The organism is Acidithiobacillus caldus ATCC 51756 (assembly GCF_000175575.2).
Lineage (GTDB): Bacteria > Pseudomonadota > Gammaproteobacteria > Acidithiobacillales > Acidithiobacillaceae > Acidithiobacillus_A > Acidithiobacillus_A caldus.
This window is the reverse complement of record NZ_CP005986.1, coordinates 2,756,016-2,777,717: the sequence shown is the minus strand read 5'-3', so window position 1 is coordinate 2,777,717 and position 21,702 is coordinate 2,756,016. Positions and strand designations below refer to the sequence as shown.

The 21,702-nt window shown below is 62.7% G+C and carries 25 protein-coding genes and 1 tRNA gene; 16 read left to right on the top strand and 10 right to left on the bottom strand.

What is annotated here, in order from left to right; genetic code table 11:
- Positions 1-44 precede the first annotated feature (44 nt).
- Entirely contained in the window at positions 45-899 is an 855-nt protein-coding gene (locus ACAty_RS13660) for an SDR family oxidoreductase (RefSeq protein WP_004869619.1), read from the top strand.
- A gap of 163 nt (positions 900-1,062) precedes the next feature.
- Here ACAty_RS13660 and ACAty_RS13655 read toward each other — a convergent pair whose 3' ends face one another.
- Positions 1,063-1,809 carry a hypothetical protein gene (locus tag ACAty_RS13655; protein ID WP_004869616.1) on the bottom strand — a complete coding sequence of 249 codons (747 nt, stop codon included), beginning with the start codon at positions 1,807-1,809 and terminating at the stop codon, positions 1,063-1,065.
- Between the two features lie 100 nt (positions 1,810-1,909).
- Between ACAty_RS13655 and thiD the strand changes: the two genes are divergently transcribed.
- From thiD to ACAty_RS13620, 7 genes are all read left to right on the top strand, one after another.
- Positions 1,910-2,713, top strand: a complete 804-nt coding sequence (gene thiD, locus ACAty_RS13650) for a bifunctional hydroxymethylpyrimidine kinase/phosphomethylpyrimidine kinase (protein ID WP_004869613.1) — start codon at positions 1,910-1,912, stop codon at positions 2,711-2,713.
- Positions 2,710-3,369: a thiamine phosphate synthase gene (thiE, locus tag ACAty_RS13645; RefSeq protein ID WP_004869609.1), complete on the top strand. Its 660-nt coding sequence runs from the start codon at positions 2,710-2,712 to the stop codon at positions 3,367-3,369. Before thiD ends, thiE begins: the two co-directional genes overlap by 4 nt.
- On the top strand, positions 3,366-4,649 hold the full coding sequence (gene hemL / locus ACAty_RS13640) for a glutamate-1-semialdehyde 2,1-aminomutase (protein WP_004869606.1): 1,284 nt from the start codon (positions 3,366-3,368) through the stop codon (positions 4,647-4,649). The genes thiE and hemL overlap by 4 nt, the downstream gene beginning before the upstream one ends.
- Positions 4,650-4,681: 32 nt before the next feature.
- Positions 4,682-5,077: an HIT family protein gene (locus ACAty_RS13635; RefSeq protein WP_004869604.1), complete on the top strand. Its 396-nt coding sequence runs from the start codon at positions 4,682-4,684 to the stop codon at positions 5,075-5,077.
- Complete coding sequence (locus tag ACAty_RS13630) at positions 5,067-5,399, top strand: ComEA family DNA-binding protein (protein ID WP_004869601.1); 333 nt, start codon at positions 5,067-5,069, stop codon at positions 5,397-5,399. The genes ACAty_RS13635 and ACAty_RS13630 overlap by 11 nt, the downstream gene beginning before the upstream one ends.
- A gap of 97 nt (positions 5,400-5,496) precedes the next feature.
- Positions 5,497-6,537 (top strand): integrase core domain-containing protein, encoded by a 1,041-nt coding sequence (locus ACAty_RS13625; RefSeq protein WP_038472383.1) that lies wholly within the window; start codon positions 5,497-5,499, stop codon positions 6,535-6,537.
- Between the two features lie 44 nt (positions 6,538-6,581).
- A tRNA-His gene (locus ACAty_RS13620) sits at positions 6,582-6,657 on the top strand.
- 213 nt (positions 6,658-6,870) lie between these two features.
- Here the strand turns inward: ACAty_RS13620 and ACAty_RS13615 are convergent.
- Complete coding sequence (locus ACAty_RS13615) at positions 6,871-8,265, bottom strand: hypothetical protein (protein ID WP_238323803.1); 1,395 nt, start codon at positions 8,263-8,265, stop codon at positions 6,871-6,873.
- 387 nt (positions 8,266-8,652) lie between these two features.
- On the opposite strand from ACAty_RS13615, the gene ACAty_RS13610 reads away from it, so the two are divergent.
- From ACAty_RS13610 to ACAty_RS13580, 7 genes are all read left to right on the top strand, one after another.
- The gene (locus ACAty_RS13610; RefSeq protein WP_004869593.1) at positions 8,653-9,252 is read left to right on the top strand and encodes a nitroreductase family protein; all 600 of its coding nucleotides are present in this window, start codon (positions 8,653-8,655) and stop codon (positions 9,250-9,252) included.
- A gap of 78 nt (positions 9,253-9,330) precedes the next feature.
- Positions 9,331-9,801 (top strand): type II 3-dehydroquinate dehydratase, encoded by a 471-nt coding sequence (aroQ, locus tag ACAty_RS13605; protein WP_004869589.1) that lies wholly within the window; start codon positions 9,331-9,333, stop codon positions 9,799-9,801.
- Between the two features lie 22 nt (positions 9,802-9,823).
- The gene (accB, locus tag ACAty_RS13600; RefSeq protein ID WP_004869585.1) at positions 9,824-10,321 is read left to right on the top strand and encodes an acetyl-CoA carboxylase biotin carboxyl carrier protein; all 498 of its coding nucleotides are present in this window, start codon (positions 9,824-9,826) and stop codon (positions 10,319-10,321) included.
- A gap of 1 nt (position 10,322) precedes the next feature.
- Positions 10,323-11,669: an acetyl-CoA carboxylase biotin carboxylase subunit gene (accC, locus tag ACAty_RS13595; RefSeq protein ID WP_004869582.1), complete on the top strand. Its 1,347-nt coding sequence runs from the start codon at positions 10,323-10,325 to the stop codon at positions 11,667-11,669.
- Positions 11,666-12,583 carry a 50S ribosomal protein L11 methyltransferase gene (prmA, locus tag ACAty_RS13590; RefSeq protein ID WP_004869579.1) on the top strand — a complete coding sequence of 306 codons (918 nt, stop codon included), beginning with the start codon at positions 11,666-11,668 and terminating at the stop codon, positions 12,581-12,583. Before accC ends, prmA begins: the two co-directional genes overlap by 4 nt.
- Positions 12,558-13,193, top strand: coding sequence for a DUF3426 domain-containing protein (locus tag ACAty_RS13585; protein ID WP_004869576.1), 636 nt, complete (start codon positions 12,558-12,560; stop codon positions 13,191-13,193). Before prmA ends, ACAty_RS13585 begins: the two co-directional genes overlap by 26 nt.
- A 16-nt stretch (positions 13,194-13,209) precedes the next feature.
- Positions 13,210-13,446, top strand: coding sequence for a helix-turn-helix domain-containing protein (locus ACAty_RS13580; protein ID WP_038472381.1), 237 nt, complete (start codon positions 13,210-13,212; stop codon positions 13,444-13,446).
- Here the strand turns inward: ACAty_RS13580 and ACAty_RS13575 are convergent.
- Together ACAty_RS13575 and ACAty_RS13570 are read right to left on the bottom strand one after the other, a co-directional pair.
- Positions 13,428-14,120 (bottom strand): lytic transglycosylase domain-containing protein, encoded by a 693-nt coding sequence (locus ACAty_RS13575; protein WP_004869568.1) that lies wholly within the window; start codon positions 14,118-14,120, stop codon positions 13,428-13,430. The genes ACAty_RS13580 and ACAty_RS13575 overlap by 19 nt on opposite strands.
- On the bottom strand, positions 14,117-14,542 hold the full coding sequence (locus ACAty_RS13570) for a ClpXP protease specificity-enhancing factor (protein WP_226047576.1): 426 nt from the start codon (positions 14,540-14,542) through the stop codon (positions 14,117-14,119). The genes ACAty_RS13575 and ACAty_RS13570 overlap by 4 nt, the downstream gene beginning before the upstream one ends.
- A gap of 145 nt (positions 14,543-14,687) precedes the next feature.
- Here ACAty_RS13570 and ACAty_RS13565 point away from each other — a divergent pair, with 145 nt between their 5' ends.
- Complete coding sequence (locus tag ACAty_RS13565; protein ID WP_004869563.1) at positions 14,688-15,434, top strand: complement resistance protein TraT; 747 nt, start codon at positions 14,688-14,690, stop codon at positions 15,432-15,434.
- 82 nt (positions 15,435-15,516) lie between these two features.
- On the opposite strand, the gene ACAty_RS13560 is transcribed toward ACAty_RS13565, so the two are convergent.
- The 6 genes from ACAty_RS13560 to ACAty_RS13535 form a co-directional block, all read right to left on the bottom strand.
- Positions 15,517-16,524 carry a class 1 fructose-bisphosphatase gene (locus ACAty_RS13560; protein WP_004869560.1) on the bottom strand — a complete coding sequence of 336 codons (1,008 nt, stop codon included), beginning with the start codon at positions 16,522-16,524 and terminating at the stop codon, positions 15,517-15,519.
- Between the two features lie 11 nt (positions 16,525-16,535).
- Positions 16,536-17,288 carry a cell division protein ZapD gene (gene zapD, locus ACAty_RS13555; protein WP_226823468.1) on the bottom strand — a complete coding sequence of 251 codons (753 nt, stop codon included), beginning with the start codon at positions 17,286-17,288 and terminating at the stop codon, positions 16,536-16,538.
- A 104-nt stretch (positions 17,289-17,392) separates the two neighbouring features.
- Complete coding sequence (gene coaE / locus ACAty_RS13550; RefSeq protein ID WP_004869555.1) at positions 17,393-17,980, bottom strand: dephospho-CoA kinase; 588 nt, start codon at positions 17,978-17,980, stop codon at positions 17,393-17,395.
- Between the two features lie 18 nt (positions 17,981-17,998).
- The gene (locus tag ACAty_RS13545) at positions 17,999-18,784 is read right to left on the bottom strand and encodes a prepilin peptidase (protein ID WP_004869552.1); all 786 of its coding nucleotides are present in this window, start codon (positions 18,782-18,784) and stop codon (positions 17,999-18,001) included.
- A complete protein-coding gene (locus ACAty_RS13540; RefSeq protein ID WP_004869549.1) occupies positions 18,774-20,141 on the bottom strand; it encodes a sigma-54-dependent transcriptional regulator in 1,368 nt (455 codons plus the stop codon). Before ACAty_RS13540 ends, ACAty_RS13545 begins: the two co-directional genes overlap by 11 nt.
- Positions 20,138-21,691, bottom strand: a complete 1,554-nt coding sequence (locus tag ACAty_RS13535; RefSeq protein ID WP_004869546.1) for a sensor histidine kinase — start codon at positions 21,689-21,691, stop codon at positions 20,138-20,140. Before ACAty_RS13535 ends, ACAty_RS13540 begins: the two co-directional genes overlap by 4 nt.
- Between the last annotated feature and the right edge of the window lie 11 nt (positions 21,692-21,702).

The window sequence follows — 21,702 nt, the reverse complement described above, 5'->3', positions numbered from 1 at the left end:
TCGGGTTAAGCTAGAGCGGCATCCCCAGCCGCAGGAGAATCGTCTTGGCAGCGTCGCGCCGGAGTACTGGCTCTCGGACCATAGTCATCACCGGCGCCGGGACGGGCATTGGCAGAGCCCTTGCCCTGGCCTACGCCGATCCCTCTGCGCGCCTTCTACTCATCGGCCGGCGTCTGCCGGAATTGGAGCAAACGGCAGCAGCGGCTCGCCAGTGCGGTGCCGATGTGGAGATCGGTCAGGCGGATGTCACCGACGCCGCCGCGCTGGATCGCCTCGCCCGGCGCTGCCACGAGCGCTTCGGACCCATTTCCGTGCTGGTCGCCAACGCCGGTATCAGTCACGGCACCCTAAGCAGCGAACCGGCGGACCGGGTGATGTTCGCGCGCATAGTCGCCACCAATCTCGTCGGCGTCGAGTATACCGTCAGCGCCTTCCTGCCCTACCTGGCAACGGGGGCGCGGATAGCCGGGATCGCCAGTATTGCTGGCCTGCGCGGTTTACCCGGGGCGAGTGCCTACTGTGCCTCCAAGGCTGGTCTCATCACTTACCTCGAAAGCCTGCGCCTCGAGCTGCGTCCGCGCGCTATTCGTGTCTGCTGCATAGCTCCCGGGTACATCGCTACCCCCATGACGGCGGAAAATACCTACCCCATGCCCTGGCTGATGCCCGTGGAGCGGGCAGCCCGGCGTATGCGGCGGGCCATAGACAGGGGTCGACCCTGGCTGGTGGTTCCGTGGCAGATGGCCTGGGTGGGCCGCCTGCTGCGGATTCTGCCCATCCCCATCTTCGATTTTGTCTTTGCCCGAGCGCCCACGAAAGCCCGCACTGTGGCCCAGAAATCGCCGGATCCAAAAAGTTTTCCACATGCCGGTCGCCACGAAGTTGAGGGCGATAGTTAGACTGATACTTCCGAAGATCTATACAAAATATTGAAAAAAAAAGAATTAATTTTTCGATCCGCTTTTTTGACGGCGCCTGAGCAAGACATACCGCCTTACTCCGCTTTCGTCCACAAAGTTATCCACAGAAAGACCCCCGCCGTGGCGGGGGTCCGTGGGTCAGCTAGGCCGCAGCCGTGCCTGCCGCCGCACGCGGTTTGAGGAACCACATCTGGACGAGGCTTAGGAACATCTCTAGAAGCGCTATGGGACAGGACAGCGCCCCGCCGACGAGCACCAGCCAAACGAAAGCGGGGTTCTGATGGGTCAGGAACCAGCCGGAAAAATCCACCAGCATGGCGATGAAGGGCAGGACGATGAGGATAAGCTTGGGAAGCGTGGGGAAGCGCGCCTTGCTGAAGATCCAGCCGGCAATCCAGAAGATCACCCCGAGCATGGTCAGGTGTACCATACCGTTCAAGAGCATGGACGTCAGACTCATGCCGGTATCCACCTGGGCCACTTTCTTCACATCCGCGTAACTTGCCAAGGGCGGATTGTGCAACTGTTTGCTCATCTCGACACTGTGGCACTTCAGGCAATTGGCAGCAATGAGGGGCTTGATCTGACTTTCGTACTCCGCCTCGGTCTCGCCGTTGGCAATCCAGTGATCCACCGCCGCCGTCATCTTGGGCTTTTCGGCTGCAGGCATGCCGGAAAAGTCCATCATCCTCGGTAGCACCGACTGTAAGGTGCTGGAGCTACGATCTCCGTAGTAATGGACGACGACGGCGTGTACCGTCAACCCATTCTTACCACCTACTGTAAGGTAAACATAGGCTTCCGCCACCAATAGGCCCAAACCGACCAAAAAAATGAAGCCCGTGTGTACCAATTTTTCTGCTAAACTCAGTTCCGGCAATTGCCGCATTGGGTTACCCTCCCTATCCAGGCTTTTCTGCGATGTTATCAGCCACCGAGACTAGCAATTTCCCTGCCTGCTCCAGCCGATTCCGGGACCACGCAGCGTGATGCCACAAGCGCCGCTCGTTCTCAGCATTGCTGCTGCCGATCCCAGCAGTGGCGCCGGCTTGCAGGCCGATCTGCTGACCGGCGCGGCGCTGGGTGTGCATGTCTGTACGGCGCTGGCGGCCTGGACCATCCAGGACTCCCGCGACGTTGTCCGCGTCACGGCCTTGCCGGGGACCGATCTGGCGGCACAGTTGCAGGTGTTGGCAGCGGATTGTTCCTTTTCTGCCGTCAAGATAGGCCTGTTGGGCAGCGCCGAGAACGCCAGAGTCGTCGCGCGCTTTCTGGACGCACATCCGAAACTGCCGGTGGTCCTCGATCCCATCCTGCGGGCGGGAGGTGGACGGGCCGTCAGCGATGCCGAGCTTCGTGGCGTACTCGTCGACGAGCTCCTCCCGCGTGCCACCGTCGCCACACCCAATGCTCCCGAGGCACTGCAATTGAGCGGCTGCGACGAGCTCGAGGCGGCGGCACGGCGGCTTCTGGCGACGGGTCTCGCGCATCTGCTCATCAGCGGGGGGCACGGTACGGATCCCAGGCGCATACGCAGCCGCCATTACCGCGCAGACGGTGTCCTCAGCTGCGTGGAGCAGCCGCGTCGGCCTGGCCAATTCCACGGCACCGGCTGTACTCTCGCCACGGCCATTGCTGCCGGCCTCGCCCTGGGCCGAGCGCCCGATGAGGCCATCCCCACTGCCCTGGCATTCACGGCTGCCGCCGTCGCCGCTGCCTACCGGGTCGGCGCTGGACAAGCCTTTCCCGATCGGTGCAGCGCCCTCAGGCCGCTCGGGGAGAGGCGGGCATGACGACCACGGCCATTGCCGGCGTTTACGGCATCACGGACAGCACCCTCATGCCGGGGGATGCGCTGCTGTGCAAGAGCGAGGCGGCCCTGCGCGCCGGCCTGCGCATCCTCCAGTATCGGGACAAGAGCGATGACGCGGCGCGGCGTCTGAGGGAGGCGGCGGCGCTCCACGCCCTCTGCCGGGACTATGGCGCCCTTTTCGTCGTCAACGACGACGCCGCACTGGCAGCGAAGATCGCCGCTCCGGCCCTGCACGTCGGACGTGAGGATGCCCCTTTGGCAGAACTGCGGCGCCACTTTGGCGGCTCCCTGTGTATCGGTGTGTCGTGTTACGATGACCTTGCGCGGGCTGAGCGGGCGCAGGCGGAGGGTGCGGACTATGTCGCCTTCGGTGCCTTTTTCCCCTCTCCCAGCAAGCCGGACACGAGCCGGGCACCCCTGCACCTGTTGCGGGAAGCGCGTCGGCGCCTGCAGGTGCCCGTGGTCGCCATCGGCGGTATCCGGGCGGACAACGGCGCCGACCTGCTAGCGGCGGGTGCCGATGCCCTTGCCGTCATCTCCGCCCTGTTTGGATCCGCTGACGTGGCAGCAGCAATGCGGCGCCTGCAGGCGCTTTTCGTACTAGCCGGTGGCTCGCAAACGATGGAGGAATCGTGAAGACAGTTCACTCTGCAGAACTCTTCAGCACTGCCCAGGAAGTCATCCCCGGCGGGGTCAACTCGCCGGTCCGAGCTTTTCGCGGCGTGGGCGGCGACCCCCTGTTCATGGATCACGCCCAAGGCCCCTACCTCTGGGATGTGGATGGTCAGCGCTACATCGATTACGTGGGATCCTGGGGACCCATGATCCACGGCCACGCCCACCCGGAGATACTCGAGGCGGTGGCGGAAGTGGCGCGCAGGGGGTTGAGTTTCGGGGCACCGACGGCCATCGAAGTGCGCATGGCGCAGATGGTCTGCGATCTCGTTCCCAGCATCGAGATGGTGCGCATGACCTGTAGTGGAACCGAGGCAGTCATGTCGGCGGTGCGGCTGGCCCGGGGGGTGACCCGTCGCGACAAGATCGTCAAGTTCGAAGGCAACTACCACGGCCACAGCGACAGTCTGTTGGTGAAGGCCGGTTCCGGTGCACTGACCCTGGGACAGCCTTCCAGCGCCGGCGTGCCAGAGGAACTGAGTCGAGATACCCTGGTGTTGCCCTACAACGATCTGGCCGCCGTCACCGAAATCCTGGAGCAATGGGGATTCGATATCGCGGCCATCATCGTCGAGCCCATCGCCGGCAACATGGGTTGTGTGCCGCCGGCGGAAGGTTTCCTGGAGGGGCTGCGCGCGCTCTGCGACCGCTTTGGCAGCCTCCTCATCTTCGATGAGGTGATGACCGGCTTTCGGGTAGCTGCCGGAGGCGCGCAGGCCCTGTATGGTGTGCGTCCCGATATCACCACCCTCGGCAAGATCATCGGCGGCGGTCTGCCCGTGGGGGCCTTGGGTGGCAGCCGGGCCATTCTGGATCAGCTAGCGCCCAACGGGCCGGTCTATCAGGCGGGAACCCTGGCAGGCAATCCACTGGCCATGGCCGCGGGTCTGAAGACCCTGGAGCTTTTGCAGCAGCCCGGTTTCCACGCCCGCCTTGCGACAAACACCGAAGTGCTGTGCAGCGGTCTCAAGGCGCAAGCGGCACAGAAGGGTATCGCCCTCGAGGTCAATGCCGTGCCGGGTATGTTCGGGATATTCTTCAGCGACCGCCCAGTGCGCAACTTTCAGGACGTGATGGCCGCCGACACGGAGCGTTACGCCCGCTTCTTCCACGCCCTCCTGGGGCAGGGCGTCTACCTTGCCCCCAGTGCCTTCGAGGCCGGTTTTCTCTCGGCAGCCCACGACGAGACGGTCATCGCCCGTACCCTCGAGGCCACCGAGAAAGCCTTTGCCACCTTGTAAAAACCCTTGAGTTTCCGGAGGAGCGAAACACCATGGCTACCCTGTTCACGCGCATCATCAACGGTGAGATACCGGCAGAAAAGATCCTGGAGGACGAGCACTACCTCGCCTTCCTGGACATTCGTCCCATTCATCCGGGGCACACCCTGGTCGTCCCCAAGCGTGAGCACGATTATCTTTTCACGCTGGACGACGCCACCCTGGCGGGCCTCCTGCCCTTCGCCAAGCGGGTGGTGCCGGCCATCGAAAAAGTGACGGGTTGTCTACGCGTGGGGGTGATGGTGGCCGGACTCGAGGTCCCGCACACGCACGTACACCTGGTGCCCATGAACGCCATCAGCGATCTCAATTTTGCTCTGGCTCGAGAAAGCAGTGCCGAAGAACGCGCCGCCATGGGCAGATCCCTACGAGCGGCCCTTGCGCGGTAGCGCCTGCGCCAGGGCACACGCCCAGCGCAAGAGCGCGGTCGGCGTTTTGGTTCTGGTCAGTCTGATCGCTCTGGGGTTCGCGCCGGAAAAGGTAGAAGCGGCACGCAAGAGCGCTGCTCATTGCCCCGATCGCGTCGACATCAACAGCGCTGATCTTGCTACCTTGCGCTGTCTATCGGGAATCGGCGAAAAGCGCGCCCAGGCTATCCTGGATTACCGTGAACGGCATGGCGTTTTCACCGGTCCTGCGGCGTTGGCGGCAGTGGTCGGTGTCAAACTCGCCGCCAAGGTGCGGCCAAAGATCCGAGTCAGCCCGCCCTGATCGCCGCCATGGTCTGTCAGACTGCGCCGGTGGACGGGTTTGGTGACCTGCATAAGTTCACAAACCTTTGGCACTTCTTTGGCGAGGGAGGAGTGCCATGCAGGTTCAACATGTCGGGTACCGGATCCGAGGGTTTTACCGGGTAGCGGGCTTGGGGCATCGTTGGGAGATGACTCCGAAAGATGCACAAGAACGACTCAGAATTGTACAGTTCTGGGACAAACACGGTTTGGTGGCCGCCTGCGATGCCTTTGGGGTGTCCCGAAGGACGCTCTATCGGTGGCGAGCGGCCTTGAAGGCCGAAGGCGGCAATCCCGCCGCCCTGGCCAGCCAGTCCAGCGCGCCCAAACGCCGACGCAGCCCCAAGACCGACCCCAGGCTGGTAGCGGAAATCCGGCGGCTACGTATTCTTCACCCCAATCTCGGCAAGGACAAGCTGCACGTCCTGCTGCGCCCCTGGTGTGCGGAGAAGGGTATCGCGCTGCCATCGGTGTCCACCCTCGGCAGAATCATCGCCCGTGCACCGGATAAAATGCGCCACAGCCCCGCGCGCCTCGATGCCCGTGGTCGCCCCAAGCCTATGCAGCGTTCTCGCAAGCCGCGCAAGCCCAAGGGGGTGGCCACCACTGCCTTGCAGTGCCTGGCGGTGGACACTATCGAGCGGGTTCGCGACGGGCTGAAACGCTACCTCGTCACCTTCATCGACCCAGCCAGCGCCTTTGCCTTGGCCGTCGCTTTACCCAGCAAAGCCACACGCCACACCCAGGCGGCCCTCGCCGCCGTCCTGGATCTGCTCCCGCAAAAGCCCCAGGTGCTGCTCTCCGACAACGGCTCCGAGTTTGAGGCGGGCTTCGCCCAAACCCTCACGGAACAGCAGATCGCCCGTTGGTATACCTACCCCAAGACCCCAAAAATGAATGCCCATGCCGAACGCTTCAATCGCACCATCCAGGAATCCTTCGTCGACTACCACGAAGACCTGCTCTTCACCGACCTCGCCCGCTTCAACCAAAAACTCGCCGAGTGGCTCGTCTTCTACAACGCCGAACGACCACACCATCGACTCGGCCAACAACCACCGCTATCCTTCCTCCTGCAACATCAGCCCCAGTGCCAAAGGTGGTGGACGCATACATGACCTTGCACCGGCGCGCAGGAGCCACTATCATCTAAGGCTCAGTGGTGGCTGTAGCTCAGCAGGTAGAGCCCCGGATTGTGATTCCGGTTGTCGTGGGTTCGAGCCCCATCAGCCACCCCATCAACGTCATTCCACCTTGCCCGTGATGTGGCATCAAAGGGTTCAGCGTCCGGGCCGGCCCCCGTTCTGGGGATGCCGAAGTCTCCCTGCGTGCCGGGCGACCTTTTGCATCGGTACGAGGTAACCACTCTGAGTTCGTCGAGTTTGGCCCATACCTCTGTCGTTCGCCTCAACCCGCTGTGCTTCTTGAGATCTCAACAGTTGCCTCTCCCCCTAAAAATGGTATTTGAAATAAAATCGATTACTGAAATACGGATTGGTATAGTGGGGATAACCGGCGCGATTACCGGCCACCGATATATCGGTATAATCGGCGACGGTCAAACCTTTCAGCACAGACGATAGGTCGTAGGAAAAACCCACATCCATAGACCAGAGGTTCTGATTGGGGATGGCCTCTCCGGTGGGAAATCCGTAAGCCCCATTGTAGGTGTAGACGCTGCCACCGTAGCCATATCGCACCAGGTAGCGAATGAAGCTGGCACTGATCTGCAGCTTTTTCGCCAACAACGAAAAATTGGAGGTGATTCCGTAAGCAAAACCCGGGCCGTAGTCCGAGATGCCCGTCTGCATGGTGGTGGTGTACAGCGTCCCGGAAAGATCGTTGTAGGGGTGGAGCATACCGCCGTGGCGGAAGGCACTGTAGTTGACGGGGCTATAGTCATAGACCAGGGCAACGCTGTCGCGATTATCGTTGAAAGCGTAGCCGAGCTTCGCGCCATAGACTTCGGCTCGGACGGACGTCGCGTTCAATTCGGGTAAATAGCCACCGGTACCCGAAGTCCCCTGACTTACCACTTGAAAGCCGGCAAAAAGGCTCTGTCCGGAGCTCAGCGGGTGACGCAGATCCGCCTGTCCGTAAAAGAGCGTAGAAAAGCCGTAGAAATTATAATACCAAGCCTGTAGGGCGAAGGGGTTACCCACCACTGCTCCGGCGTAGCGTGCGCCCAGGACGTAAAAGCCGTTGTTGTGGGTGCTGCTATACCGGTTACCGGTGGTGAACTCCGGTGAGTAGCGACTCTCGTAGCTGTACATGCGCCCGGCAAAGACGCTCAAGGTGGCGGGTGATCCGGCCAACTGTAGGGGTCCGGTGCCAGACCATTGATCGGCCTTGCCGCCGCCGATGATGTCGATGACCGTCGCTACGCCAGTGAAAGCGCGCGGGCTGAAGGTATAATAGTCCATGTTGACGTAGGGTGTCTGAATGAACAGGCGGCCGCCGCGCAGCACCACCGGTCCGTAGGTATACTGCAGATAGGCATTGCGCAATGCCGCCATGCCGTGACTGGGATAGGGGCCGGTCAGTTCTGGATCGTTGTGCAGATAAAAGCCAGTCCAGGTGGCGAAATTTGCGGCCACACCCACACTCAGGCCATACAGCTCTGGGCTGTGGATGTAAACGTGCCCGCCAATGGCGTTGGCGTGCGTGTCTTCCTGGCTGTGGCCATGGTTCAGGTAACTGAAATTGATCAGACCGACCATGGCGTCGATCTTGGTCTCAGGCAAGAGTTTATGAATGAACTGGGCCGGTGGCGACAAGGTGTTGTCGTTCCCTGGGTCTGCCCCCAAAGCCAAGGGGGCGCTCCCGGCAAGTGCCAAGGCGAGCACGAACCGCAAACACCCGCGATTATCGGAATGTGGTTTTTTGGACTCTGTGAATCTCCGATGCTTTTCCATTCCTTCCTCCGATAAGACCGATCATCCCCCCGCGTACGGCGTCTTTGATATGGGACGGGCACCGGTCTCAGATAAGAACCCCTCTGGCGTTCGGTATAGTTCAGCCCAGGGTATTCAGCAAGGGATTTATCCACAGATAAAATCTATTGATATTGAATGGGGATAATTAAATATAATAGTCGATTATTATCATATGCGGATGGGCTTGTGCGAGCGCCACGGCGATCTTGCCCAGGGCATACGGTGCGAGGGCATTGGCGCATACCAACCAGTCGGTGTTAATATGGCCATCCTTCTTTTTCAGTAGGAGTTGCCGGTATGGATGTCATCACCGCAGTGCAAAAGCGTCGGGCTACCAAGTCCTTTGATCCCCACCATCCCTTGTCGCCGGAGACGCGCCGGGTGCTCTTGGAGACGGCAGCGCTCGCGCCCAGTGCTTACAACATCCAACATTGGCGCATCCTGGACGTCCAGGATCCGCAACTGCGGTCCGCCATCCGCGAGGTGGCCTGGGGGCAGGCGCAGGTAACCGATGCCTCGGCGCTTTTCACTCTCTGCGCCGACCTAAAGGCCTGGGAGGAGTCACCGGCGCGCTACTGGGCAACGGCTCCCCAACCCGTCCAGGATTTCCTTTTGCCCAAGCTGGACGAGTACTACCGCGGCAAGGCGCAGGTGGCGCGCGATGAGGCCATGCGCAGTCTCGGCATCTTCGGCATGACCCTGATGCTGGTGGCACAGGACCTGGGTCTGGACAGCTGCCCCATGGACGGTTTTGACTTTGACGCTGTCGCCCGGCTGATTCACCTGCCCGAGGATTATGCCATCGGGTACATGATCGCCGTGGGCAAGGGGGTGGGTAACGATTGGCCGCGCAATCGCCTTCCCGTCCGTGACTGGTTGCACACGGACCATTTCTGACCCTGGGGCATCCGCCCCGCCTAGATTTATGCCCCCATTTGCGGCAGACTCAGGCCTTTCCAAAACGTCTTGGAGCCTATGTCTGCCCAGATACATGTCCTGGTTCTGCACGGTCCGAACCTGAATCTGCTGGGTCGCCGGGAGCCGGATCATTACGGACGAACGACCCTGGCCGAGATCGATGCCCGTCTGAAAACCGAGGCCGAAGGCCGCGGCTGGCTCCTGCATAGCCTGCAAAGCAATGCCGAGCACGTCTTGGTGGATGCCGTGCAGCAGGCGCCGACACAGGGTGTCACCCACATCGTTCTCAATCCGGCCGCCTTCACCCACACCAGTGTCGCCCTGCGCGATGCCCTTGCGGCGGTGGCCATTCCCTTCATCGAAGTGCATCTGTCCAACATCCACGCGCGCGAACCCTTCCGCCGTCATTCCTACTTTTCCGACATCGCCAGCGGACTCATCACGGGTCTTGGCGCGGAGGGGTATTCCCTGGCCCTGGACGCCATAGCGCGGCGCTTCGCTACCGGTAACGGATTTCCCAATGCCTAAAAACATTCCACGAGGAAGGAACATGGATATTCAATTCATCCGACGGCTGACCGAGCTTCTACAAAAGAGCGGCATCGACGAGATCGAGGTGGTGGAGGGCGACAGCAAGGTGCGCATCACGCGTCACCTGCCCCAAACCAGTGCCACTCCCACGTCGCTACCGCCCTACGCCTACCTGCCCATGGGCCAGACGGGCGCTATGACGGCCGCGGCAGGGAGTGCTCCCGCGGCGGAGTCGCCCGCTAAAACCAGCGAGGCGGAGGGTGGCGTACCGCAGGGTTATATGATCAAGTCGCCCATGGTGGGCACCTTCTATCGCGCGCCCGCCCCTGAGGCACCTCCCTTCGTGGAAGAGGGACAGCTGGTGAAGGCTGGGCAGACTCTGTGCATCATCGAGGCCATGAAGCTGCTCAATGAGATCGAGGCCGATGTTTCGGGCAAGATCGTGAAAATCCTCGTGGGCAACGGACAACCCGTGGAGTATGGCGAGCCCCTGTTCATCATCGCCCCCGAGTCTTGACATGTTTGGCAAGATCCTCATTGCCAACCGCGGCGAGATTGCCCTGCGCGTGCAGCGCGCCTGTCGTGAGCTGGGGATTCGTACCGTAGCGGTGCATTCCGAGCCCGACCGCGACCTCATGCACGTGAAGCTAGCCGACGAGTCCGTTTGCATCGGTCCTGCACCCAGCGATCGCAGTTATCTGAACATCCCCGCCGTCATCGCCGCCGCCGAGGTCACCGATGCCGAGGCGATTCACCCGGGCTACGGGTTTTTGTCCGAGAATGCCGATTTTGCCGAGCGGGTGGAGAAGAGCGGCTTTGCCTTTATCGGTCCGCGACCCGAGACCATCCGTCTCATGGGCGACAAGATTGCCGCCAAGCAGGCCATGCTCAAGGCTGGCGTGCCCTGCGTGCCCGGATCCGACGGCCCTCTGCCCGATGCGCCCGAGGCCATCAAGGCCCTCGCCCGGGAGATCGGCTATCCGGTCATTCTCAAGGCGGCAGGTGGCGGCGGCGGGCGTGGCATGCGGGTGGTGCACACCGAGGCGCACCTCATGAATGCCGTCAACCTGACCCGGGCGGAGGCGGCGCGTGCCTTCGGAAATCCAGTCCTGTACATGGAAAAATTCCTGGAGACGCCGCGGCACATCGAATTTCAGGTGCTGTGTGATGCCCACGGACATTGTATTCACCTGGGCGAGCGCGACTGTTCCACGCAACGGCGGCATCAGAAGGTCATCGAGGAGGCGCCGGCGCCCGGTATCCACCCGGAGCAGCGCGAGCGCATCGGTGCTGCCGTGGTGCAGGCCTGTGAGCTCATGGGTTACCGCGGTGCCGGTACCATCGAGTTCCTCTACGAGCCCGTCAGCGAGACCTTCTATTTCATCGAGATGAATACCCGCGTCCAGGTGGAGCATCCGGTGACGGAAGCCATCACCGGGATCGACATCGTCAAGGCCCAGATCCGCGTGGCTGCAGGACTGCCGCTGGGCTTGCGCCAGGCAGACGTCGTTCTGCGCGGTCATGCCCTGGAGTGTCGGATCAACGCCGAGGATCCCGAGCGTTTCGTCCCCTCGCCAGGGCAGGTCACCGCATGGCACGCCCCGGGCGGTCCTGGCATCCGCGTCGACAGTCACCTCTACGCGGGCTATCGCGTGCCGCCCTTCTACGACTCCATGATCGCCAAGGTCATCGCCCACGGAGGTAGTCGCGAAGAGGCCCTGCAGCGCATGCGCAGCGCCCTGCGGGAGACCAGTATCGAGGGCATCCAGAGCAACATCGCTCTGCACCGGCGTATTCTCGACGATGGGCAGTTTGCTGCCGGCAGCGTTCACATCCATTATCTCGAGGCACTCCTGGATCTATGAGCGCAGCGTGGTGGCAGCTGGTGATGGACATTCCCGAGCCGGAAGTAGCGGAAATCGAGGCGGAACTGCTCGAAGCAGGTGCCGTGGCCGTCAGTTTTCTCGAGCCGGAGGATGCCACTGCGGTTTTTGCGGCGGGTCAGTATTGGCCCAACACGCGCTGCGAGGCCCTCTTCGATGCCGCGGTCTACCCTCGTGAAGCACTCGAGATGTGGCTTGCGCGTCGCCCCTGGACCGATTTTCATCCACGGCTGGAGATGGTCGTCGATCGCGATTGGGTGGGGCTGACGCAGGCGGCCTTCCCTGCCCGACGCTTCGGCCGGCTGTGGATAGCCCCCTCCTGGACCGAGCTCCCGGCCCAGGATCTCGTTCTGCGTCTGGATCCTGGCCAGGCCTTTGGCACCGGCGCCCACGCCACCACGGCCCTGTGTCTGCAGTTTCTCGAAGCGCAGGTCAAGGGCGGCGAGACCCTCATGGATTATGGCTGCGGTTCGGGTATTCTGGCCATCGCCGCCCTGCTCTTGGGTGCCCATCGGGCCATTGGCGTGGACAACGATCCGCTGGCCTTGCAGGTAACCGGCGAGAATGCGGAAAAGAACGGCGTTGCCCATCGCCTGCAGCGGTACCTTCCAGAACAGGTTCCGCCCATGCAGGTGCCCTTGTTGGTGGCCAACATTCTGGCCAACCCGCTGGTGGAGCTCGCGCCAACCTTGGTTGGATACCTGGCGCCGGGCGCTACCCTCGTGCTGTCGGGGCTCTTGCCGGAGCAGGAGCCCTTTGTGCGGGCCGCCTACGCCGATGCCATAGAGTTCGCTGAACCCATCCGTGCCGACGGCTGGTCCCTGCTCTCAGGACGCAGAAAGTCACCGGAATATCCCTCGGAGTCTCGTCATGGAAGTCACCTGTCCGCGTTGTGAGTCCACTTTTGCCGTCGAACCCCGAGCCCTGCGCCAGCACCAGGGTCTCGTGCGCTGCACCGTCTGTCAGCAGGTTTTCCGGGTGGAGTTGGCGGCCCTGGCGACCAGCGCAGAGGATGGCAGTAGTGGCTCGCGCTGGGGTCGACGACTGCTGCTCACGCTGATAGCGCTCCTGGTCCTGGTGCTCATCGTGCAGGTGCTCTGGTGGACGCGCAGTTATGCCTATGCTGCCACTTCGACACCGGTGCGCCAGGCGTTGCTGAGTGCGGCGGCTCGTCTGGATGTCCAGATCCCCTGGCCCGGGCCCAACCGCGAGATCCGCATCGTGCAAAGCTCCGTCGAGCCACTTCCCGATCGTCTGGCGGAAATTCGCGGGAAAATCCGCAACGACGCCCATCTCGTACAGGCCTATCCGGTCATTCAGGTCACGCTGAGCAACAGCTATGGAGGCACCATTGCCCGTCTGGAGTTCCAGCCCAGTGAGTACCTCGGTCCGGACCGGCACGCGGCCGATGGTTTCGTTCCTGGGGAAGATGTGTCTTTTCTTCTGCGCAGTCCCAAACTGGTGGCCGCACCGGGCTATCAGGTCACCTTGTTGAGTCGGCCATGACCAGGGACGCACGGCTATGAGCAGGCCGTCGCTGCACGACTGTGTGCGTAGCGTCGTCGAGGAGTATCTGGATGATCTGCACGACGAGGCGCCCCTGGCCCTGCACGAGCGCGTTTTGGCCGAGGCGGAGCGGGCCCTCTTGCAGACGGTGATGCAGCGCGCCGAGGGGCGGCGTGTCGTTGCCGCCGCTTGGCTCGGTATCAATCGCAATACCCTGACCAAGAAGCTGCAGCGTTACGGACTCGACAACTGAATGACCTGCGGACCCCGCACCGGCATGGGCACAGGGCTGCGGTTGCTTGGACTCCCGTTAAACTGCTGACCGGCAAACTGCCCACCGACAAACTGCTGGTAGTAGGCGAGTACCCTGGGGACATAATTCTGAGTCTCCCGATAGGGTGGGACGGTATAGCCCGCCTGCACCACGGCTTGGGGTCCGGCATTGTAGGCGGCAATGGCAAGTTTCAGGTCGCCACCAAAACGTTTGATGAGGTGCGCCAGGTAAGCCGTGCCACCCTCGATATTTTCCACGGGACTAAAGGCGTCGCTCACACCGAAGCGGCTGGCCGTTGCCGGCATCAACTGCATCAGGCCCATGGCGCCTTTGGGTGAGACGGCAGCGCTGTTGAAACCGGACTCGGCGCGGATGACGGCATTGATGAGGGCGGCGCTGACGCCAAAGCGCTCAGCGGCGCGGTCGACGATGGGCTGCAGTTCCTTTTGGGCGATGGGATTGACCGTACGCGGCGGCGTGGCCACTGTGGTTACGTTGCGCGTGCGCATGACCATTCGATACGGCTTCTGTTTCTGTGGTATGTTGGTCAGGTGGATGACACCATTCGCATCGGTATAGGCGTAGATGTCGGCCTGGACCGGCATGGCGGCCAGAATCCCAAGACAGCTTGCCAGCCCAAGCCAGAATTTCATTTGATTACCCGTAAGCTGGGTCGCTCGTTGCCGCCCGCGCTACTACCGCCCTTGTCTCTGGCTGCGTCGGGCTCCGGTTCCTGGGGCAGGGTGGGTTCTGGAAAACCCATCCCCTCCTGCGTCTCGGCGGCATAAATGGCCAATACCGCGGCCATGGGAATATCGATACGACGGGCTACACCGCCAAAGCGAGCCTGAAATTGGATCCAGGAATCGGCCATCTGCAGTCCTTGGGTTGCCGAAGGCGAGATATCCAGAACGATGCGACCATCGCGGTCATAGCCCGGCGGTACCGCCACGCCCGGATAATTGACCAGAACCAGCAGATATGGGGTCAGGTCCTGTTCCAGACACCACGCGTAGATGGCCTGCAAAAGGTGGGGTTTGGCAGATTCCGGCAACACCATGTGACTCCCGAGCACGTCTCCTTCCTCCTTTTTAGACCAGATTCCCACCGTTGCAAGCCCAGCGCCGCCCTTGCGACTTTCCCATGGTATTCTAAAATACGTTTAAGTCTCAAAACAAAGATTTCGGCCGCAGGGTCATTTCATCCCACTGGAGGGAAACATGTTGTTTGGTTCGGTTGAGTATCGTCGCATCCTGGCCTACGGTGTGGCAGCGGCGGGCGTAGTGGCCCTGTCCGGCTGTGCAGCGACTCAGGTAGCCCTTGAACACCGCAATCTCGACGTCCAGACCAAGATGTCCAACACCATCTTTTTGAACCCCGTACCGCCGTCCGAGGAGGCCGTTTACGTCCAGTTCAAGAACACCTCGGACAAGAATTTGGACGTGGCGGCTCTGGAGCAGGAAATCGACGCCAACCTGACGAGCCAGGGCTATCGTATCGTCCCCTACAATGAAGCGCACTACCTGCTGCAGATCAATGTGCTGTCCGTGGGCAAGATGTCTCAGGCGGCGGCCCAGAAATCCCTCACCGACGGTTATGGCGGGGCTGCCTTCGGCGCTCTTGCCGGCGGCACCATCGGCCAGAGCTACACGGGTGCAGGCGCCGGTGCCCTGGTGGGCGGTGCCATCGGTTTGATCGCCGATTCCATGGTCAAGAACACCACCTACGCCATGATTACGGACGTCCAGGTGGCGGAGCGGAGCAAGGCGCCGGTATCGCAGCAGACCAACGCCAACCTGCAGCAGGGCACCAGTACCACCACGACGCAGGAAGTCGCTGGTACGGGCCACTGGATAGACTACCGCACCCGCATCGTCTCGACGGCCAATCAGGTCAATCTGAGTTTCAAGAAGGCCGTGCCGCTGCTGCAAGCCCAGTTGGTACACAGCATCTCCGGCATCATCTGAGTACGATCGAAGCCGCGCAGGCCGCGCGGTTTTGGCTCTGCGGCCCCCCTCGTCCCCCCCGTTTCAGGGGGCCGCTGCCTTATCACCCTTCCCGGTGGTAGGCGACGCAGCGTTCCACCTCGTTTTTGGCGCCCAGGATCACGGGCACGCGCTGGTGCAGGGACTGCGGTTCCATCTCCAGAATCCGCTGGGTTCCGGTGCTGGCGGCGCCACCAGCCTGCTCCACCAGAAACGCCATTGGATTGGCTTCGTACAGCAGGCGCAACTTACCGGGCTTGGCGGGGTCGCGGGTGTCGAAGGGGTACAGGAAGATACCGCCGCGGCAGAGCAGCCGGTGGACGTCGGCCACCATGGAACCCACCCAGCGCATGTTGAAATCCCGCCCCCGAGGACCATCGCGACCCGCCATCAGCTCATCGATGTAGCGCCGCACTGGTTCCTGCCAGTGTCGGTGGTTACTGGCGTTGATGGCGTACTCGCTGGTGTCCTCGGGAATGCGCATCTGGGTGTGGGTCAGCACGTACTCACCGATGCTGGGCTCCAGGGTAAAGCCGTTCACGCCATAGCCCGTACTGTACACCAGCATGTTGCTGGAACCGTAGAGGGCGTAACCTGCGGCCACCTGCTCGACACCGGGCTGGAGAAAGTCGGCTGCCACCGCGTCGCGGCCGGCCACCGGTGCGCGCAGCACGCTGAAGATGGTGCCCACACTGATGCCGACATCGATGTTGCTGGAGCCGTCCAGGGGGTCGAAAAGCAGCAGATACTTGCCGCGCGGGATACCTGCTGGCAGTACGTAGGGTGCGTCCATCTCCTCGGATACCATACCGGCGAGGTGTCCAGTCCAGTCCATGGAGTGCAGGATGGCGTCATTACTGATGATGTCGAGTTTTTTCTGCGCCTCTCCCTGGACGTTATCGGTACCGGCGCTGCCCAGCGCACCCACCAGCGCGCCGCGCTGGACCTGGGCGGCAATGAACTTGCAGGCCACGGTGAGATCGTTGAGGAGTGCGGCGAAATCCCCCGTGGCACCCGGGTACAGACGGGTTTCTTCGATGATGAACTGGCTCAGTGTGGTACCGATCTGCATGCGTTTATCCTTTAACAGGCGCTCAACCCTAAGCGAAAATCCAGATCGGATTCTAGCGCGCGGCTGGGTCCAGGGTCCAACCATTGGAAAAATTGCACATGGAGGCGGTGCGCACCGCCGCTGAGTTTAGGATAGGCCTCGTCCTGGTCGTCCCCGAGCATCACCGTTGCCAGCGCCACGGGTTGCCGTGGATTGAGGGAGAGGACGAAACGCCCATCGCGGCTGCGCTCCAGCGACCAGGATTGGGACGCGCGAAGAAAGGAAAGGATCGTGGCGACACTGCGTTCGAGAACTACAAGCTCGGCACGCCAACGCTGCAGACGTTCGGCGGTGCGGGCCGGTGCTTGCTGCTGCCAGAGCGCGAGTAGCGGAATATCGCTATCCGCAAAACCTCCGGCAACGGCCAAGCGGCCGCGGGCCAGTTGCAGGATTTCCTGGTGAAGCAGCGATTCCCCGAGGGGTCGAGGGAGTTCCCGCAACTGCTGTAGCTGTCGGCGACAGTCGTCCTGCCAAAGGGATAGCGCCGTAGCATCGGATTCCGGACTCTGGGCCCACCCCTTCAGGGCCTGGAGCAGGCGTTCGAGCTCCAGAATCAGATCGAGCCGCAGTTCCGGACGCTGGCAGAAATCCAGCAACTCGAGAAAGGCGCGCAGGTGGCTGCGCAGCGTCTTGGGGCTCAGTTCTCCATCGAGGCTGGTAAACACGCTCTCTAGGCGGAGCAGGTTGCGGGTACGCTCCTGCAGCGGGAATTCATAATGGGCCATGGTGATGGGTGTTCCGATGGAATTGAAGCGGCAGGCCAGCGCCTGCCCCAAAGCGCAGGGTGCCACAGGCGGGGGGCCGGCGCAAAATTCGGGCGGCGTCCTGCTCAGGCGCTCTGTACACCTTTCCACCAGGCTAGAACCCGCTCGCTGAGTTCGGCCTCACTGCCGTCGTTGGCAATGATCCAGTGAGCGGCGGCGCGCCGACGAGCGGGGTCGGCTTGACGCGCGAGCACGGCGGCGATTTCCGCGTCTGTCCAGTGCGAGCGCTCGCGCAGACGCTGCCACTGGCGGTCGCGGCTGCAGTCGATGACGAGGATACCGTCCACCAGCGTGTCGTAACCGCCCTCCAGCAGCAGAGGAATGACCCATACGATGACCGCAGGGGCTACCCCTTGCTGCTCCAGGGCCTGGGTGCGGCGCAGGAATTCGGCGCGGATCTGCGGATGCAGCAGCGCCTCCAGCCATTGTCTTTGGGTGGCATCGGAGAACACCTCACGGCGTAACCAGGCGCGGTCGAGGCTGCCATCGGGCAGCAGAGAGGTGGGCCCGAAGCGATCGCGGATACGACGCCAACTGTCCGTGCCCGGCGCCACCAGATCGCGGGCGATCTCGTCGGCATCCAGCAGGGTGGCCCCGGCGCGCTGCAATACTCGGCTGGCCGTCGATTTGCCGCAGGCAATACCTCCCGTCAAACCGATCCTGCGCATCCTTCAGGGCCCGAGGAAACGCAGGTAGGCGGAAAGGATCTCCTGCGGCCAGAGGAGCATCAAGGCGGCACCCAGCGCCAGGTAGGGGCCGAAGGGGATGGCGTAATCGCGGCCCTTGCCCAGGAGCAGATAAAGGGTCGCGACGAAACCGCCGACAATGGCGGCGATGAACAGGGTCATGGCCATCCCCTGCCAGCCCAGCCAGGCGCCGATCATCCCCAGAAACTTGAGATCGCCACCGCCCATGCCGGGTCTTTGGGTAAAGTAGAAGTAGCCCGCCGCCAGCAACCACAGGACGCCATAGCCCAGTAGAACACCCAGTAGTGCACTCTCGGGGCTTGCCAGCGCGATCCCGGGCCACCACAGGCCTAAACCGTTGAGCAGGAGACCGGCCAAGATGCCGGGCTTGGTGATGCGATCGGGAAGTAGCTGGGTTTCGAGATCGATCCAAGTCAGGGCCAGCAAAGCCCAGGCAAAGCATAGGGCGCCCGGTAATCGCGCGCTCCAGCCCAAGCGCCAGAACACCAGCAGGGCAAGCACGGCGGCAAGGATCTCCAGGGCGGGATAACGCCAGGGAATGACGACCCCACAGGCACGACAGCGACCGCGGAGCCACAGCCAGCTGAGCACGGGAATGTTTTCCCAGGGGCGCAGCGTGTGACCGCACGCCGGGCAGTGGGAAGCGGGATACAGGATGGACTCGCGCCGCGGCACCCGATGGACGACGACGTTGAGAAAACTGCCCACCAAAAGGCCCGTGAGGGCGACGAGTAGCATCTCAGGAATCACGATTCGATCCTCCCCGGGCGAGACGCAGATGGAGCGATTGTAGGCTTATGCCCAGGGCCTTTGCCATTTCCTCGGGTCGATCGCCAAGGCGGATCTGCAGGTCGGCCAGATAGCGCCACTCTGCCTCGGCCAGGCGCTTGGTGAGGGCCGTGTCCGCGGCGGGTGCGGCAGCGGGCAGTGGCGCCCGCGCCACCGCGAGCTCCGCCGTGGGCTCCAGATCTTCCCGGTGCAGCAGTGGCTGTGACTGTAGGGCGAGCGCCCGCTCCAGGAGGTTCTCCAACTCACGTACGTTGCCCGGGAAATCGCGGTTGGACAGCCAGGCCAGCGCAGCGGGGGCGAGGTTCGCCGGGGGACGTCCGTGCCGCTGGCAGAGGCGCTGCAGTAGCGTTTGCGCCAGTAGCGGGATGTCCTCGCGGCGTTCGCGCAGGGGCGGAATCTCTATGGGTACGACATTGATGCGGTAGAAGAGGTCTTCGCGAAAAGTGCCCTCCTCCACCATCCGGCGCAGATCGCGGTGGGTGGCACAGATCAGGCGGATATCGATACTCTGCTCGCGCAGGCCACCCAGCGGTCGCACCACCCGCTCTTGCAGCACCCGCAGCAGTTTCACCTGCGTGGTCAGCGGCAGTTCGGCTATTTCGTCGAGAAAGAGCGTGCCACCATTGGCTGCCACGAAGAGTCCTTCCCGCCGTTGCACGGCGCCGGAATAGGCACCTTTTTCGGCACCAAAAAACTCGCTCTCCATGAGATTTTCCGGGATGGCGCCGCAGTTGACGGCAATGAATGCCTTTTCCCGACGTGGGCTTGCATCGTGTATGGCGCGGGCCACCAGTTCCTTGCCGGTGCCCGATTCACCGCGAATATGCACCGGTGCATTGCTGCGTCCCAGCAGGCGAACGCGCTCGCGCAGGGCCACCATGCCGGGGCTTTCGCCCACCAGGCGCTCGCTGAGATCTACGCTCTCCCGGGGCAACTCCCCAAGGGCGATGGCCTCGCTCACCAGGCGGCGCAGACGTGCCAGTTCTATGGGCTTGGTCATGAAGTCGAAGGCGCCGGCGCGCATGGCTTCCACCGCGCCCTCCGCCGAGGCGTAGGCGGTGATCACCGCCACCGGCACCTGCGGGTAGAGTTCGCGGACCTTGTGCAGGAGTTGCATGCCCGAGCCGTCGCCCAGGCGCAGATCCGTCAGGCACAGCGATGGTGGGCCCTTGCCCAGGGCGGCAAAGGCTTCGGCCAGGCTATGGCAAGCCAAGACCTCGACCCCCATGCCTTCCAAGGTGATACCCAGCAGTTCCACGATGGTGGGCTCATCGTCGACGATGAGCGCCCGTTTCCTTTGCCGAACACTGGCATTCACTGGATCTTTCCTCCATCCCAGGCCGGCAGTTCCAGCACGAACTCCGCGCCGCCCTCACGGTGGTTCCGAGCCGCTATGGTACCGTGGTTCAGGCGCAGAAGCTCGCGGACCATGGACAGCCCAAGGCCCGTGCCCCGCGCATCGCTGGTGAAAAAGGGCTCGAAGATGCGTTCCATGGATTCTTCGGGAATTCCGGGACCGTGATCGCGCAGGCGTATCTCCACCGTGCCATCGCCCGTGGCGTGCCAGGTGATCTCCACCAGGATCTCGGCGGCATCGGCGCCGGCGTGTTGGGCCGCATTCTGCAGCAAGTTGGCAAAGACCTGGCGCAGATGGGCGGGATCTGCGAAGACGACTGGCCCGTCGTTCGTTTTGGGCAGCTGGATTCGCAGCGTGGCCAGACCTGGGTCGGCGGCCAACTGGTCCAGCAGCACGGGTAACCAGCTGTGCAAGACGATGGGCTCCGGATGTGCTGGGCGCGGCCGGGCCATTTCCAGCACGGAGTCGATGATACGGTCGATGCGCAGCGTCTCGCGCTCGAGGATGCGGAAAAGGTGGAGGGAGCCCGGCTCGTCTTGCACGTATTCCCGCAGCAGATCCGTGGCGTGGCGCACCGAACTCAGGGGATTGCGGATTTCGTGGGCAATGTTGGCGGCCAGCCGTCCCAAGGCGGCCATCTGCGCCTCGCGCTCGCGTTCGCGCAGCTCCGTCGCGTCGCGCAGGATGAGGAGGCGGTAGGGGCCTTGGGGCAAGGCAATGAGGCGGATGAGGAGACTGAGTCGTTCGCCTCCCTCGCTGGCCACCGAGACTTCCCGGTTCTCGTGCAGTTCGCCCTGGCGCAGCGCCGCTGCCAGACTGGGCTGCACGACGTCCAGGGCCACGGGGACGTCCTGCCATCGTTCATATCCCGCAAGACGCCGGCCCGCAGGGTTGCTGAGTACCACCCGATTCTGGCGATCCAGCACCAAAAGGCCCGAGTCCACCTGCTGAATGATCTCCTGATTGAGGAGATTCAGGTTGCCAAGCTCCACATCCCGCTCGCGCGTCAGGCGATTGCTGCGCTCGAGGCTGACCACCAGGCTGTCGGCCAGAAAGGCCACGGCTACCAGGGCGAGCAGGTAAACCAGCAGCTGACCCAGGGGTAGCCGGGTGTGCTCCGGTCCGAGCAGGAAGAACTCCAGCAGGAGCAGGATCAACAGGAGCCAGACGAAGAGGAAGGCGCCGCGCCCGCGCAGCAGCTTGGCCGTAGAGATCATCAGCAGCAGAGGCAAGATGGCGAAGGGGCCCGCCAAACCGCCACCGTAATGCAGGAGCAGCAAGACGATGAGTCCGTCGCCGGATACCTGGAGCCAGTGGAAGAGCGGACGATCGGCAAAATCGGTGCTGAACCGAAGGATGCCGAGGTAGAGCAGGCTCAAGCCCACGGCGGCCCAGGCGACATCCAGGAGGTGGGGCAGGTTCTGGGGCGGCAGAACCAGATCGCTGCGGCCAAGGGGGAGCTTGAGCAGGAGCAGGAGCGCTGCAGCGATGAGCAGGCGGTAGGTGGCCACACCCCAGGAGC